The sequence below is a fragment of the Streptomyces sp. NPDC028305 genome (assembly GCF_055569495.1).
Window position 1 is genome coordinate 186,795 of record NZ_JBVHTN010000002.1, and the last position, 15,169, is coordinate 201,963.

At 71.3% G+C, this 15,169-nt stretch carries 14 protein-coding genes; 7 read left to right on the forward strand and 7 right to left on the reverse strand.

Annotated elements, in window-relative coordinates:
* The first annotated feature begins 59 nt into the window (after positions 1 to 59).
* Positions 60 to 1,217, forward strand: a complete 1,158-nt coding sequence (locus ACZ4WQ_RS07725) for an ArgE/DapE family deacylase (RefSeq protein WP_385340148.1) — start codon at positions 60 to 62, stop codon at positions 1,215 to 1,217.
* Positions 1,218 to 1,224: 7 nt separating this feature from the next.
* Here ACZ4WQ_RS07725 and ACZ4WQ_RS07730 read toward each other — a convergent pair whose 3' ends face one another.
* Together ACZ4WQ_RS07730 and mdlC are read right to left on the reverse strand one after the other, a co-directional pair.
* Positions 1,225 to 1,980, reverse strand: coding sequence for an SDR family oxidoreductase (locus tag ACZ4WQ_RS07730; protein WP_398374117.1), 756 nt, complete (start codon positions 1,978 to 1,980; stop codon positions 1,225 to 1,227).
* A gap of 51 nt (positions 1,981 to 2,031) precedes the next feature.
* Positions 2,032 to 3,621, reverse strand: coding sequence for a benzoylformate decarboxylase (gene mdlC, locus ACZ4WQ_RS07735; protein WP_398374118.1), 1,590 nt, complete (start codon positions 3,619 to 3,621; stop codon positions 2,032 to 2,034).
* A 239-nt stretch (positions 3,622 to 3,860) separates the two neighbouring features.
* Here mdlC and ACZ4WQ_RS07740 point away from each other — a divergent pair, with 239 nt between their 5' ends.
* The 5 genes from ACZ4WQ_RS07740 to ACZ4WQ_RS07760 all read left to right on the forward strand — a co-directional run bounded on the left by ACZ4WQ_RS07740 (position 3,861) and on the right by ACZ4WQ_RS07760 (position 9,133).
* Positions 3,861 to 5,381: a UbiD family decarboxylase gene (locus tag ACZ4WQ_RS07740; protein ID WP_468022103.1), complete on the forward strand. Its 1,521-nt coding sequence runs from the start codon at positions 3,861 to 3,863 to the stop codon at positions 5,379 to 5,381.
* Between the two features lie 103 nt (positions 5,382 to 5,484).
* Positions 5,485 to 6,117 (forward strand): UbiX family flavin prenyltransferase, encoded by a 633-nt coding sequence (locus ACZ4WQ_RS07745; protein WP_311722004.1) that lies wholly within the window; start codon positions 5,485 to 5,487, stop codon positions 6,115 to 6,117.
* Positions 6,118 to 6,265: 148 nt separating this feature from the next.
* Positions 6,266 to 6,493, forward strand: a complete 228-nt coding sequence (locus ACZ4WQ_RS07750; RefSeq protein WP_468022104.1) for a ferredoxin — start codon at positions 6,266 to 6,268, stop codon at positions 6,491 to 6,493.
* Positions 6,483 to 7,877, forward strand: a complete 1,395-nt coding sequence (locus tag ACZ4WQ_RS07755; RefSeq protein WP_468022105.1) for an NAD(P)/FAD-dependent oxidoreductase — start codon at positions 6,483 to 6,485, stop codon at positions 7,875 to 7,877. Before ACZ4WQ_RS07750 ends, ACZ4WQ_RS07755 begins: the two co-directional genes overlap by 11 nt.
* Positions 7,878 to 7,915: 38 nt before the next feature.
* Positions 7,916 to 9,133, forward strand: a complete 1,218-nt coding sequence (locus ACZ4WQ_RS07760; RefSeq protein ID WP_468022106.1) for a cytochrome P450 — start codon at positions 7,916 to 7,918, stop codon at positions 9,131 to 9,133.
* On the opposite strand, the gene ACZ4WQ_RS07765 is transcribed toward ACZ4WQ_RS07760, so the two are convergent.
* Positions 9,120 to 10,145 carry an alcohol dehydrogenase gene (locus ACZ4WQ_RS07765; RefSeq protein WP_468022107.1) on the reverse strand — a complete coding sequence of 342 codons (1,026 nt, stop codon included), beginning with the start codon at positions 10,143 to 10,145 and terminating at the stop codon, positions 9,120 to 9,122. The two genes, ACZ4WQ_RS07760 and ACZ4WQ_RS07765, sit on opposite strands and share 14 nt — an antisense overlap.
* Before the next feature lie 99 nt (positions 10,146 to 10,244).
* Positions 10,245 to 11,054, reverse strand: coding sequence for an alpha/beta fold hydrolase (locus ACZ4WQ_RS07770; RefSeq protein WP_468022108.1), 810 nt, complete (start codon positions 11,052 to 11,054; stop codon positions 10,245 to 10,247).
* Between the two features lie 170 nt (positions 11,055 to 11,224).
* On the opposite strand from ACZ4WQ_RS07770, the gene ACZ4WQ_RS07775 reads away from it, so the two are divergent.
* Positions 11,225 to 11,584, forward strand: a complete 360-nt coding sequence (locus tag ACZ4WQ_RS07775) for an ArsR/SmtB family transcription factor (protein ID WP_311722011.1) — start codon at positions 11,225 to 11,227, stop codon at positions 11,582 to 11,584.
* A 12-nt stretch (positions 11,585 to 11,596) separates the two neighbouring features.
* On the opposite strand, the gene ACZ4WQ_RS07780 is transcribed toward ACZ4WQ_RS07775, so the two are convergent.
* The 3 genes from ACZ4WQ_RS07780 to ACZ4WQ_RS07790 are packed head-to-tail and all read right to left on the reverse strand — an operon-like array spanning position 11,597 to position 15,161.
* Entirely contained in the window at positions 11,597 to 13,066 is a 1,470-nt protein-coding gene (locus tag ACZ4WQ_RS07780) for an aldehyde dehydrogenase family protein (RefSeq protein ID WP_398374122.1), read from the reverse strand.
* A gap of 29 nt (positions 13,067 to 13,095) precedes the next feature.
* The gene (locus ACZ4WQ_RS07785; protein ID WP_311722013.1) at positions 13,096 to 14,106 is read right to left on the reverse strand and encodes an oligopeptide/dipeptide ABC transporter ATP-binding protein; all 1,011 of its coding nucleotides are present in this window, start codon (positions 14,104 to 14,106) and stop codon (positions 13,096 to 13,098) included.
* Positions 14,103 to 15,161 (reverse strand): ABC transporter ATP-binding protein, encoded by a 1,059-nt coding sequence (locus ACZ4WQ_RS07790; protein ID WP_468022109.1) that lies wholly within the window; start codon positions 15,159 to 15,161, stop codon positions 14,103 to 14,105. Before ACZ4WQ_RS07790 ends, ACZ4WQ_RS07785 begins: the two co-directional genes overlap by 4 nt.
* Between the last annotated feature and the right edge of the window lie 8 nt (positions 15,162 to 15,169).

Genomic DNA, 15,169 nt, shown 5'->3' on the forward strand with positions numbered 1-15,169 from the left:
CGAACGCACCGCCCTGCCGCTGAATCCCCGGCCGGCAGCCGAACTTCGAAAGGTCCTCGATGCCCCCCGAGCCCCCGGACACCGACCCCGGCCGCCTGCTGGCCGAGCTGATCGCCATCGACTCCGTCAACCCGGACCTCGTCCCCGGCGGGGGCGGCGAGGCCGCCATCGCCGGCTTCTGCGGCGCATGGCTGGCCGCCCGCGGCTTCGAGGTCCACCGCCTGGAGAAGCGCCCCGGCCGGCCCTCGCTCGTCGCCGTCGCCCGCGGCACCGGCGGAGGTCGCTCCCTGATGCTGGGCGGCCACCTCGACACCGTCAGCCTCGCCGACTACGACGGCGACCCGCTCGACCCGTGCATCCGCGACGGCAGGATGTACGGCCGCGGCGCCTTCGACATGAAAGGCGGCATCGCGGCCATGATGGTCGCGGCCGCCCGCGCCACCGCCCACGGACCTCTGCGCGGCGATGTCATCCTCGCCTGCGTCGCCGACGAGGAGCACGCCAGCTCGGGCACCGAGGAGGTGCTGGAGTCCTTCACCGCCGACGCGGCCGTCGTCACCGAACCGAGCCACCTCGAAGTCACCCTCGCCCACAAGGGTTTCGCCTGGTTCGACGTCGAGATCGAAGGCCGCGCCGCGCACGGTTCACGCCCCGAACTCGGCATCGACGCCATCGCCAAGGCCGGCCACTTCCTGGTCGCCCTCGAAGAACTGGCACAGCGCCTCGCACAGGGCCCGGCACACCCCCTCCTGGGCACCGGCACCGTGCACGCCTCCGTCATCCGCGGCGGCGAGGAGCCCTCCACCTACCCGGCGCACTGCCGCATCACCCTGGAGCGCCGCACCGTCCCCGGCGAGAGCGCCGACAGCGTCGAGCGCGAACTGACCGCCGTCCTCGACCGCCTCGCCGCCACGGTCCCCGACTTCCGCTACCGCCTGGCCCGCGGCCTGCACCGCGAGCCCTTCGCGGCCGACCCCGAAGCCCTGATCGTGCGCACCCTCGCCCGCCACGCCGAGCAGACCCTCGGCCACCCGCCCGCGGTGCGCGCCGAAGCCTTCTGGACCGATTGCGCCCTCCTGGACCGCGCCGGCATCCCCTGCCTGCTCTTCGGCGTGGACGGGGCGGGCGCCCACGCGGCCACCGAGTACGTCGACCTCGCCTCGCTGGACCGCCTCACCGACATCCTCACCGCCACCATCGCGGACTTCTGCTCCTGAGCCCCGGTCAGTTGGTCTGTTCCGTCGGCCGTACGAGCAGCTCGTTGAGGGCGACATGGCGCGGGCGGGTCACCATGAACACGACGGTGGCCGCGATGTCGTCCGGCTGGAGCGGGCCGTATCCGGCGACGCTCGTCGCTTCGGGCGTGTAGGCGTGGCCGCTGGTCGTCAGCTCGGTGGCGACGATGCCGGGTTCCACCAGGCCGGCGCGCACATGCTGCTCGGCGAGTTCCTGCCGGAGGGCTTCGGAGAAGGCGCCGACGGCGTGCTTGGTGGCCGAGTAGACGTTGCTGTTCGCGCTCGGCACTCTGCGCCCGGCGACGGAGCTGATGGTCACGATGTCGGCGACACCACGCCCGTGGGTCGCGGCGGCACGGGTGAGGTGAGGCAGAGCGGCGTGGGTGGCGTTGAGCACTCCGTTGACGTTCAGCTCGACCGTGCTGTGCCAGTCGGCCAGTTCGGCGGTGACAGCGGGCCCCCAGGAGCCGCCCCCGGCGTTGTTGACCAGGATGTCGATGCCGCCGCAGTCGCGGGCCACGGCGTCGATCGTGTCGCGTACGGCGTCGGCATGCGTGACGTCGGCCTCGTACATCCGCGCCCGGCCGCCGTCGCGCGTGTTGATGGTGCCGGCGAGTTCGGCCAGCTTGTCGCGGCGCCGCGCGAGCAGGGCGACCGTGGCCCCTTCCTCGGCGAGTGCTCGCGCGACGGCGGCGCCGATGCCGCTGGAGGCGCCGGTGACGACGGCTGTGGTGTCTTTCAGCACGGCAGAGATCCCATCGTTCGTGCGTGCACACCGTCGCACGCGTCGGCTGCGTTACAGCATTGCCTTCTGCGGCTGCGTGGACACCACGATGACCGTGGTGGTGTCGGCGGACAGGGCCTCCGTGAGCTCGCGCTCCAGGTCCTCCGTGGTTCTGACATCGACCGCGCGGCAGCCGAAGCCCCGGGCCACGGTGGCGATGTCGAGACCGGGCAGGTCGAGGCCCGGAACGCCCGGTGTCTCCTCCAGCACCGCGAAGCTCTTGAGGATGGAGTACTCGCCGTTGCGCATGACCACATAGGCGATCGGCAGTTTGTGCTGAGCCGCGGTCCAGACGGCCTGTACGGAGTACTGGAACGAACCGTCGCCGATCAGGCCGAGGACGGGCCGTTCGACGCCCTTTTCCCGGTCGCCCAGGGCCACTCCCACCGCGGCCGGTGTGCCCCAGCCGATACCGCCGCTGGCCGTGGCGAAGAACGAGCCGGTCCTGACCGTCGGAAGCCACTCGACCTGTTGCGCCATGGTGGAGGTGGATTCGTTGACGATGACGGCGTCGGCCGGCCTGACCCTGCTGAGCGCGGCGTAGACCTCCGGCGGTGTGAGCGGGCTGTTGGGCGTCCGGCTGACCGGGCGCTCCCGTGACCGCTCCATCGGCGCCGGGGCGGTGCGTGCGGTGCCGTCGGCCACCATGTTCAGCAGCAGGCCGATCGCCGTATGCGTGTCGCCGAGGAGGCTGTCGCCCACCCGCGCCGCCGCGGCGACCTCGGGGTTCGCGGTGATCTGGAGCAGTTCGGTGCCTGCCGGGAGGTAGTCGCCGGGGACGTAGGGGTAGTACCGGAACGCCTCGGCGCCGATGACGACGACCAGGTCGTGCCCGGTCAGCCGGTCGCTGATGGTCTTCACGGACATCCCGAGCGGCCCGCGGAAGAGGGGATGGTCCTCGGGGAAGGAGGCACGGTCCAGCAGCGGGGCGCCGTAGACGGCCGCGCGCAGTTTCTCGGCCAGGGCGATCGCCGCGTCCCAGCCGCCGCCGCGGTCCACCTCCGGCCCGAAGACCAGCGCGGGGCGGCTGCTGGCGGAGATGCGGTCGGCGAACTGCCGCAGGCGGTCCGGGTCCGGGGCGACCCGGTTGCCGACCGTCCGGGCGCGGGTGTAGCCGGCCAGCGGCCGCTTCCAGTCGTCCAAGGGAATCGACAGGTAGACCGGCCCCGCGGGCGGCTGCAAGGCCATCGCGTAGGCCCGCATGAACGCCTCCGGGACATCCTCGGCGCGCGCGGGCTCGTACGACCACTTCACCCAGGGCTTCGGCATGGTGGTGGCCTCACGGTTGCCCAGGTACGGATCGCCGATCACCAGCTCCCGGTGCTGCTGTCCCGAGGTGACGATCAGGGGAGTGCTGCCGTGGTACGCCGCCACCAGATTCCCCACCGCGTTTCCCAGACCTGCCGAGGAGTGCACGTTGACCAGGGCCGGGCGCCCGGTGACCTGGGCGAAGCCGTCGGCCATCGCGATGACGGAGGCCTCCTGGAGCGCCAGTACGTAGGTGAAATCGTCGGGGAATTCCTGAAGAAAGGGCTGTTCGGTCGAACCGGGATTGCCGAAGACGGTGGTGAGCCCCAAGGAGCGCAGCAGATCGTAGGTCACGCTTCGGACGGTGCGTTGCGCAGTCATCGTGAGCCGCCACCTTTCGTACGAGCACGGTGGCTTTTCCTGGAGACGCGGCCATGTGTGCGCCGGTAGACACGACGCTACGGGGTGGACAGCGCGGCAGCCACTGGGCGCCCGGCAGGATCGCGCCGCCGACGTCACGCTGAAAGAGCGGCATGCCTCACCGATCCCTCACCCATGCCTCACCCATCCGAATCGAAAGGAGTGAGGAACTGATGGCCGACATCACCGACCTCCGGTCCTATATTTCCGCGCTCGACGCGCTGGGAGATGTTCAGCGCATCTCCCGCGTGATCGATCCGAACCTGGAAGCGGCGGCCGTCACGCGACGCTCCACCGAGAACGGCCGGCCCGCCCCGTTCTTCGAGCACCTCGACGGAGTCGGAGAGGGATTCCGCATGATCGGAGCCCCCGGCGCGCTCTCGAGCGTTCCCGGGCATCCGCTGGCGCGGATCTCCCTCTCCCTCGGCCTGCCGTATACGACGACCCCTGCCGAGCTGGTCGAATGTCTCAGGGAGGCAGGCGCCAGGCAACTGCTCCCGCCGCGGCGTGTGGCAGCCGACTCGGTGCCCTGCAAGGAGAACATCCTGCTGGGTGACGAGGCTCGTCTCGGCCGATTTCCGATCCCGTTCGTTCACCAGAACGACGGCGGCCCCTACGTCAACACGTGGGGTGTGGTCGTCGCGAGGACACCCGACGGCCGTTGGACGAACTGGTCCATTTCTCGCATCATGATGATCGACGACCGGCACATGACCGGACTGGTGCTGCCGAGTCAGCACCTCGGCATGATCTGGCGCGAGTGGGAGGCCCTGGGTGAGCCGATGCCCTACGCCCTCGTCCAGGGTGGCGACCCGGGTGTTTCCGTCGTCGGCGGAATGACCGTCCCGACCGAGGTCGACGAGGGCGCGTATCTCGGAGCGGTGCTGGGCAGGCCCGTCGACGTGGTGAGGTGCGAGACGAACGACCTGGACGTGCCGGCCTCCGCCGAGGTCGTCATCGAGGGGCATCTGTCCGCAACGCGTGATGCCGTGGAAGGCCCGTTCGCCGAGTTCCACGGCTGGGCGCTGCCCGAGACGTCGCCACAGCCGCTGTTCGGCATCGAAGCGATCACGTACCGAGGGAACCCCATCTGGCCGCTGGCCGCCGCCGGACGGCCTGTCGACGACTCGCATGTCGCACCGGCCGCCGGTATCTCGGCAGAGGCTGTCGCGGTCTTGCGGAAGGCGGGACTGCCCATCACGACTGCCTGGCTGCCGCTCGGCGCCGCCTGCTTCTGGACGGTGATCACGGTCCCGCAGAACTGGCGCGATGTGCTGCCGGGGATGGACAGCGCGCGATTCGTGCACCGCATCGGTGAGGTACTGAACGGCACCCGTGTCGGCCGGCTCTCCCCGGTCGTCTACGTACTCGACGACGATGTGGATCCGTCGAATGATGCGGATCTCCTGTGGGCGCTGGCCACCCGGGTGCATCCGTCATTCCGCCAGGAGCAGTGGCACGGGCCGATCATGCCGTGGTACCCGTGCTTCCTCGAGGAGGAACTCCACAACGGCTGGGGTGCCGTCGTCGTGCACGACGCGCTGCTCCCGGCGGTGGGAAGCGGACGCGTCCCGCCCGCGACCTTCGACGGCGTCTACCCGGCGGATGTGCGCGCCAAGGTCCTCGCCGCTGAGTCGGAGTCCGAGTCCGAGTCCGAGTCCGAGGCGGCAGGTGGACGCCGCCCGGGTGAATGACGGGGTTTCGGCGATCACACGGCGAGGTACCGATCAGCGTGCGTCTCGGACCGCAACGGACAGCGGTCCTCAACCACGGGGATGAGCCAGGAAAGGGACACTCGTGACCCAGCAGAATGTGACAGTTGCTGTCACAGGAGCGGGCGGCACCGGTGTGGCCAAGTGCCTGCTCGCCGCGCTTCAGCGGGACGACCGGGTCGGCCATATCAACCTTCTGGTGTCGGCCAATGGGCGCAAACTGGTGGCCTTCGAATTCCGCACCGGCGAGGATCCGGACTCGGTGGTCGAGGCTTTGGACGCGACATCACCGAAAGTACGCTTCCTGGACCCGGCCGATATGTCCGGACCGGTGACCAGCGGCAGCTACCCGACCGACGCAATGATCATTATGCCGTGTGCGGCCGGCGTCATCGGACGCATCGCTCACGGCCATACGGAGAGCCTCGTCGAGCGAGCCGCGGATGTGATGTTGAAGCAACGGCGGAAACTCGTCCTCTGCCTCCGGGAAGCGCCGCTGAATCTCATCCATCTGCGCAACATGGTCGCCGTCACCGAGGCGGGAGCCACCGTGTACCCCATGATCCCCACGTACTACAACGTGCCGGAGACACTCGCGGAGCTGCGGGAGGAGTTCGTCGAACGCGTCTTGCAGTTCCTGGGCCTGGCCGGCACGGATCGCTACCAGTGGGACGGCAGCGACACCACGGCGCGACGCGAGCACACGCAAGCCCGGTAAATCGAGGGCAACCACAGCCGTTCCCGCTTTGCGAGCAGCTCCGAAGGGGTTGATCCTGAGGGAGAGGCATGCCGACCGATCGTATGGACCGAGCGCGGGGGCCGCGGAGCGTGGCGCGACCGTGGCCCGAGCAAGGAGCGGGTTCCAGATGAGGCTTGTCGTCGATCTCAACCGGTGCCAGGGATTCGCGCAGTGCGTGTTTCTCGCCCCGGACGTGTTCACTCTGCATGGCGAAGAGGCGCTGAGGTTCTCCCCCCTGTTCGACGAGGCGCGGCGTGAGCAGGTGGAACAGGCTGTGGCGGCCTGTCCGGTGCAGGCCATCCTCGTCGACTACTCCGACGAGCCGACGCAGGGGGTGGAGCCCGGTGTCGGCTGACAGCGACGTCGAGGCCCTTCGGCGAAAGGGGCGCATCGTCGTCGTCGGTGCCTCGCTGGCCGGCCTGCGCGCGGCGGAGACCCTGCGCGACATGGGATTCACCGGCTCGCTGACCATGGTCGGCGACGAGCCCTATGAGCCGTACGACCGGCCGCCGCTGTCCAAGCAGGTGCTGCTGGGGCGGGCGCGGGCCGAGGACACCGCGCTGCCGCGACGGCGCGACATCGACGCCGAGTGGCGTCTGGGCGTCGCCGCCGAGAGCCTGGACCGGGAAGCCAAGCAGGTGCGTCTGGCGAACGGCGACACCGTGGCCTACGACCGCCTGCTGATCACCACCGGGACCAGGGCCCGGCCCTGGTTCCACCCGGAACAGGCGGCGCTGGACGGGGTGTTCGTGCTGCGTACCCGGCACGACGCCGCCCGGCTGTACCGGAAGCTGGGCGCCCGCCCGTCCCGGGTGCTGGTGATCGGCGCCGGTTTCACCGGCTCCGAGGTCGCCTCCGCCTGCCGGGAGCGGGGCCTTGCGGTCACGGTCGCCGAACGCGGCCCGGCGCCGCTGGTGGGCGCGCTCGGCGGGGTGGTCGGCGATGTGGCGGCCCGGCTACAGCGCGATCACGGGGTGGACCTGCGCTGCGGCACCAGCGTCACCGCGCTGGAGGGCGACCAGGCCGGACGGCTCAGGCGCGCCCATCTGTCCGACGGTTCGGCGATCGACGTGGGCGTGGCGTTGGCCGCGCTCGGCGCCGTCCGGAACACCGAATGGCTCGCCGGCTCCGGGCTGGCCGCCGGTCCCAGGGGGATCGCCTGCGACGCCGGATGCCGGGTGTTCGACGTCAACGGCATCGTCACCGACGACATCTACGCCGCCGGCGATGTGGCACGCAGCCCCCACCCGCTGTTCGACTACCAGTTCCTGGCGCTGGAGCACTGGGGCAACGCGGTCGAACAGGCCGAGATCGCCGCCCACAACATGATCTGCGCGGGGCCCGACCGCAGTCCGCATCTGTGGCTGCCGACCTTCTGGTCCACCCAGTTCGGCGTCAACATCAAGTCCGTAGGCGTCCCCACGATGGGCGACCAACTGGTCATCGCCCAGGGGACACTCGCCGAGCAGGGGTTCGTCGCGGTGTACGGCTACCGCGGCCGCGTCATCGCCGCGGCTTTCTTCGACCGTGCAAAGTGGCTGGGGTTCTACCGGGAGCAGATCGAGGCCAACGCGTCGTTCCCGCCGGAGTACCGCATGGCCGACCGCCGAACCGAAACGCTGGAGCCGGTCGATCCCGCCTTCCCCGACCCCCACCTCCCCACCCACCAGCCCACCGTCACGCTGACGGGTCACTCACCGAGCGAGCGACGTGTCCGGTTCGTCCCGTCGCGTGCCTGACCAGCGGCCCCGAACACCCGGAGCCCCCAGGAGACACCATGACGCTCGGCACCATCTCCGCGCAGATCACCGACTACGCGAACCGAGCCGATCCCTATCCCCTCTTCGCGGAACTGCGCAAGCAGCCGGTCACGCGGGAGGACGACGGCACTTACCTGGTCAGCACCTACTACGAGGTGAAGAGCCTGGCCAACGACCCACGGCTCAGCAACGACACAAGCAACCGCTCACCCGGTTACGCCCGCTTCGGGAAAACGGAGGAGGACACCGGCCTGCCGCCGAGCTTCATCTTCACCGACCCGCCCGAACACGACCGGCTGCGCAACACGGCGAATCGCCCCTTCGGACCCCCGCACAGCCCCAGGTTCCTCCACGACCTGCGCGGAGACCTGGCCAAGGTGGTCACCGAACTGCTCGACGCCTTCGAAGGCAAGGACCAGGTCGACATCGTCGACGACTTCGCCTACCCCCTTCCCGTCACCGCCATCTGCCGCGTCCTCGGCGTGCCGCGCGAGGACGAACCGCGCTTCCACGGCTGGGCCGACGCCCTGGCGTCCGGAGTCGACCCCCACCCCGGCGGAAGCGGCCAGGAACAGGCGGACACGGCACGGCAGGCGATGGGCGCCTACCTGTCCGACCTGATCGACGCCTCACGCCGCCATCCCCGCCCGGGGATCCTCAGCGCCCTCGCCCCCGAGACCGGCCCCGGCGGCAGCATGACACCGGCGGATCTGGTGGCCACGGCGGTGCTGCTCCTGGTCGCCGGCCACGAAACCACCGTCAACCTGATCACCAACACCACGCTCACCCTGCTGCGCCACCCCGACATCCTCCGGCGGTTCCAACGCGAGCCGGACCTGGCCACCCCGCTCATCGAGGAAGTGCTGCGCTACGAGCCCCCGGTGCAGTTCGTCCCGTGGACCACCGCCCTGGCCGACATCGACGTCGCCGACACCACCATCCCCAAGGGCTCCCCGGTCTGGCTCATGCTGGCCGCGGCCAACCGCGACCCGAGGCGCTTCGAGGACCCCGACCGGTTCATGCCGGAACGCCAGGACAACCAGCACCTCGGCTTCTACACCGGCATCCACTACTGCTTCGGCGCCCCGCTCGCCCGCATAGAGGCGCACCTCGCCCTGCCCGAACTCTTCCGCCGGGTCGAGGACTTCCGGCTGCTGGAGGACCCGCCGCCGTACCGCGCCAACGCCGTGCTGCGCGGCCCCCGCCACCTTCCCGTGGCGATCAGCCTGCCGTGAGCACCATCCGGAAGCGGGCCTTGCCGGCGAGCATCTTCTGGTAGGCCTCGTCGGCCTGGTCCAGCGGCACGGTCTCCGTCATCGGGCGGATGCCGTGCAGGGCGCTGAACGCCATGGTGTCCTCCACGTCCCGCGAGGTGCCGGACGGGTGGCCCCGGACGACGCGGGCGTGCATGAGCAGCTGGGCCGGGGTGATGGCCATCGGTGCGGCGTCCGCTCCGATCACCACCAGCTCCCCGCGGTGGGCCAGGCCGTCCACGGTGGCCGTGATGGCCTCGGAGCTTCCGGCGGTGGCCAGGACGGCCTTGGCGCCGCCGAGGGACTGGAGCGCCTCGGCGACCGGGGTGCCGGAGGTGCTGTCGATGTAGTGGTGGGCGCCCAGCTGCTTGGCGAAGTCGGCCTTCTCGGCGCCGCGGGCGATCCCCACGGTCTCGAAGCCCATCGCCACCGCGTACCGCACCCCCAGGTGCCCGAGGCCGCCGAGTCCGAGCACGGCGACCAGATCGCCCGGCCGGGCGGAGCTGCGCCGCAGCCCGTTGTACGTGGTCACGCCCGCGCAGGCCATCGGCCCCGCGTCGCTCGCCGACAGTCCGTCGGGGATCCGGGCCAGGGCGTCGGCGGGGGCGATGACCTGCTCGCCGAAGCCTCCGTCGTACGCCCATCCCGGGACCTTCAGGTTCTGGCACACGACGAAGTCGCCCTCGCGGCAGGGTCCGCAGTAGCCGCAGCTGCCGCCGAACCAGCCGACCGCGATCCGGTCACCGACCTGCCATCCACGGTCTTGAACGCCTTCGCCCAGCTCCTCGATGTGCCCGGCGATCTCGTGTCCGGGAACCTCGGGGAACGACACGCCCGGTAGTCCGCCGTTCACGAAGAGCGCGTCACTGTGGCAGATCCCGCACGCTTCCACGGCGATCCTCACCCGGCCGGGTCCCGGCCGCGGCACCTCGCGCTCGGCCGGCTCGAACCTACCGCCCGGGGCGGTGACCTGTGCGACTCGATAGCGACTCATGGTTCCTCCGGAGAACAGGTACGAAGGCCCCTCAACCAGCAGATCAGCTCCGGGCCGATCGCGCGCGCCGAGGGCCCGGCCCCGGGGCCACGCGTCCGCTCACCACCGCTCCGCGGTGAGAAATCCGGAGACCAGGGCGCCGGCCGCCGACCGGCACTCCTCAAAGTAGGCGTGTCGGGCGCCGGGGAAGACATGCGTCGTCGCGTGGGGGATGCGGGCTGCGAGCAGGGGGATGTTGTCCGGCGGGGTGAGCCGGTCCTGGTCGCCGTGCAGGAGGAGGGTGGGGGCGCCGATGTCGGACAGGGCGTCCCAGGCGTCGTGCTCGTTGCTGGCCCGCAGGTGGCCTCGCCGGGCGTGTGCGGGCATGTCCGGATCGCCGAGGGTCGAGTACGGGCCGGGGTGGGCGGCCAGCCAGGCGGGGGAGTACATGAGATCCAGCAGGGCCTCGCGCGCGGCGCCCGGATCCGCCTGGGCGAGGGCGCGCCGCACCGAGGCGTCGCGCTCGACGGCGTGCGGGCCGCCGGGTGAGGTGCAGCCGAGGACGAGGCGCCGGACCCGCTCCGGGTGGCGGGCGGCGACCCATTGGGCGACCCGGCCGCCCATGGACGTCCCGTAGACATCGGCGCGCTCGACGCCCAACTGGTCCAGGACTGTGATCACGTCCTCGGCGAACTGCGGTGTGGAGTAGCCGTCCTGGGGTTTGCCGCTTGCGCCGGTACCCCGGTAGTCGACGGTGATCGTGTGGTGCGTGGCGTGGAAGTCCTCGCGTATGCCGTCCCACCAGTGGTGGTTGTTGGCCTGTCCGGCCAGGAGCACGAGCGGATGCCCGGATCCCTGGAGCTGATAGGCCAGGGCCGTGCCGTCCAGGGCGCGGGTGGTGCCGTGGATGTGTTGTGCGCCGTCTGTCATGCCATTCCCTGCGAAGCTGTTGCGGTCGGGCCCTGATCTCACCGGTGGCCATTCTCGGCGGACAGCGGCGCCGGGGCGTGACGGGGGTCGCATTGGACACCATGCATGCGCCTGTACCATTATGTGCATATGAATGCACGCATGCATCAATCAGCTCGCTGGGCCGGCGGATGCCGGTGAATGACGGGCCGGCGACCCCGACCAGGTCGCATACGCATCCCAGCGGCGCGGCGCAGTTCTCCGCGGCCGCCCATGTCTTCTCGCTGCTCTCCGACCCGACCCGGCTGCATCTGGTGTGGTCCCTCGCCCGGGGCGAGGCCGATGTCAACACCCTCACCGAGGCCAGCGGGGCGGCCCGCCCCGCGGTGAGCCAGCACCTGGCCAAGCTGCGGCTGGCCGGGCTGGTCCAGGTGCGCAAGGAGGGCCGCCGCTCGGTGTACTCGCTCCACGACGGCCACCTGCGCCGGCTGGTCGTCGAGGCCGTCAACCACGCCGATCACATGGTCACCGGGGCTCCGCCGCACGACTGAGACGGTAGACGGTCATGCGCCACGGCGTACGGCGACGACCTTGGGCTCGGTCATGGCCTCCACGGCATACCGCACCCCCTCACGGCCGACGCCCGACCGTTTGGGCCCGCCGAAGGGCATCGCGTCGATCCGGAAGTCGCTGCTGTCGTTGATCATCACCGCGCCGACCCGGAGCCGTTCCGCGATGTCCAAGGCGGTGTCCAGCGAGGTGGTGAAGACGCCCGCCTGAAGGCCGTAGCGGGTGTCGTTGGCGCGGGCGACGGCCTCGTCCACCGTGGCGACCGGCTCGACCACCAGCACCGGGCCGAAGATCTCCTCGGTCATCACCTTCGCGTCCGCCGGGACGTCCGTGAGCACGGTCGGCCGGTAAAAAGTGCCGTCCCGGCGGCCTCCGGCGCGCACCACGGCGCCGCCCTCGCGCGCCTCCCGCACCCACTCCTCGACCCGGCGCGCCTCGCGCTCGCTGATGAGCGGACCGATGTCCGTACGGAGATCGGCCTTGCTGCCGACCCGCAGCTTCTCGGTGGCCGAGAGCACGTCCCGGAGCAAGGGCGCGAAGACGCGCGCGGCGACGAAGACCCGCTGCACCGACAGGCAGTTCTGCCCCGCCACGCCGAAGGCCCCCGCCACCACGGCCTGTGCGGCCGCCCGGGTGTCCGCGTCGTCGAGGACGAGGACGGCGTTGTTCCCGCCCAGCTCCATGAGGGTCTTCTTGGCTCCGGCGGCGCCGGCCACCGCGTTTCCGGTCCGGTGGCCGCCGGTGAAGGACACCAGGTCCACCAGCGGGTGGCTGACCAGGGCGTGGCCCGCACCGCCGCCGGTGCCCGGGACGACGGCGATCCGCCCGGCGGGCACCCCGGCGTCCAGCAGGATCTCGGTGAACGCCAGCGCGGTGAGCGGTGTGGCCTCGGCCGGCTTGAGGACCACGCCGTTCCCGCCGGCCAGGGCCGGACCCACCTTGTGCGCGACCAGGTTGAGCGGGTCGTTGAAGGGGGTGATGGCGGCGACCACCCCGACCGGTTCCCGGGTGTACCAGCCCAGCCGGCCCTCGCCGCGGGAGGTGTCGGAGAACGGCAGGGTCTCACCGGTGAGGCGGTGGGTCTGCTGGGCCGAGAGCCGCAGGGTCTCCGCGGCGCGGGACACCTCGCCGTTCGCCTCCCGCAGCGTTTTGCAGCCCTCCCGGGAGATCACTTCGGCCAGCCGTTCGCGGTGGCGCAGGACCAGCCCGGCGGCCTCCTCCAGCGCCTCGCGCCGCCTCCAGGCGGGCCAGCTCGCCCCGGAGGCGACGGCGGCGGCCACGCCGGTGACGGCCTCGTCGACCTCGGCGGGGCTGGTGTCCGTGACATGGCCGAGCAGGCGGCCGTCCTCCGGATCGTGCACAGGCATCGTGGACGCGCCGTCCACCCATCTCCCGGACCACAGCGCCCCGGCGGGCGGCCGCCAGGTCAGCGGGGTGGCGGGCGCGGTCTCGACAGTGGTCATCGGCTCGCTCTCTTCGTTCGGGCGGCGCGTCACGCGCTCGGGTAGTGGCAGGAGACGAGGCGGCCCGTGGGGCCCGCGCCCAGCGTGGGGGCCTGGGTGCGGCACCGCTCGCCGACCAGGGGGCAGCGGGGGTGGAAGCGGCACCCGGAGGGCGGGCTCACCGGGCTGGGCGGCTCACCGCGCAGCGCGCCGAACTCGCCCTCCCCGGCGGACGCCTCCGGCAGCGAGGCGTCCAGCAGCGCTCGGGTGTAGGGGTGGGCGGGGCGTTCGAACAGCTCCTCCCGGGAGGCCACTTCGACGATCTCGCCGAGATACATGACCGCCACCCGGTCGCAGATGTGCCGTACGACGCGCAGGTCGTGGGAGATCATCAGCAGGGTCAGGTCCAGCTCGTCCTTCAGCTCGACGAGGAGGTTGAGGATCTGGGCGCGGACCGAGGCGTCGAGCGCGGAGGTCGGCTCGTCACAGATCAGCAGGCGTGGGCGGAGCAGCAGGGCGCGGGCCACCACGAGCCGCTGGAGCTGGCCGCCGGAGCATTCGCCCGGGCGCCGGCCGAGGAACGACGCGTCGAGCCCCACCTGGCCGAGGACCTGGAGAATGCGCTGATGGCGCTCCTCCCGGGTACCCAGGCCGTGCTGGGCGAGCGGGGCCTCGAGGCTGGTGCCCAGTCGCATCCGCGGGTCCAGCGCGGCGAACGGGTCCTGGAAGACCAGTTGCATCGAGCGGCGCATGGCCTTGCGGCCGCGGCCCCTGGTCCGGGCGACATGGACGCCGTCGAAGAACACGCGCCCGGAGTCGACCGGGGTCAGCCCGAGCATGGCCCTGGCCAGGGTGGACTTGCCGCAGCCCGACTCACCCACAAGACCCAGGACCTCTCCGGGGGCGATGGTGAACGACACATGGTCGACCGAGTGGACATAGCTCTTGCCGCCGAACGCGCGGCCCTTCACCGGGAAGTGTTTGACCAGGTCCTCCACGACGACGAGTGGCTCTCCCGCCGCGGGGCCGGGGGCGCGGTCCGCTTCCACGAGCGCGGTCATACGGCCACCGCCTCGCCGACGGGCTCGCCGCCGGGCTGGGACGCCCAGCAGCGGCAGCGGTGCGCACCACCGTGGGTGTGCAGCGGCGGCTCGGCGCCCGAACACCGGCCGGTGATGCCCAGGTCCTGGGAGAGCGGACATCGGGGCTGGAACCGGCATCCGCGGTCCAGGCCGCGGGACTGGGTCGCGCTGCCCGGGATGGAGAAGAGCCTGCCCTCCTCGGACTGGAGCAGCGACGCCTTCAGCAGGGCGCGGGTGTAGGGGTGTTCGGGGGCGTCGAAGACCTCGCGCACCGATCCCTCCTCCACCACCCGCCCCGCGTACATGACGGCCACCCGGTCGGCGATCGAGGTGACGATGGTGAGGTCGTGCGTGATGAGCAGCACGGCCATGCCGGACTCGCGCTGCTTGCGGCGGAGCAGCCGCAGGATCTGGGCCTGGACGGTGGCGTCGAGCGCGGTCGTCGGCTCGTCGGCGATCATCATGGTGGGGTCGGCGGCGAGGGCCGCCGCGATCATCACCCGCTGCGCCATGCCGCCGGAGAGCTGGTGTGCGTACGAGGCGGCTCTGCGCTCGGGTTCCGGGATGCCGACGTCGCGCAGGAGTTCCACGACGCGCGCCCTCGCCTGGCGGCGGCTGAACCCTCGGTGCAGCCGCAGCGGCTCGGCGACCTGGCTCCCCACCGTGCAGGTCGGGTCGAGCATGACCTTGGGCTGCTGGAAGAGCATGGCCAGCCGATGACCGCGGATGCGGTTCATCCGCTTCGGCGGAAGGGCGGTCAGGTTCTCCTCGCCGAGGGTGATCCGGCCACCGGTGACCCGGGCGCCGGGCGGCAGCAGCCCGATGGCGCTCAGCGCCGTCATGGTCTTGCCGGAGCCCGACTCGCCGACCAGCGCGACGATCTCGCCGCGCCGGACGGTCAGGTCGAGGCCGTCGACCGCGGGGGTGGCGGAGGCGTGACCGGGCTCCGAGAACTCCACCCGCAGGTCCCGGATCTCGAGCGCGGAGTCGCCGGTGGTCACGGGGGCCGGCGGGGGACGGTGAGGCAGGCGCATGGTCCGGG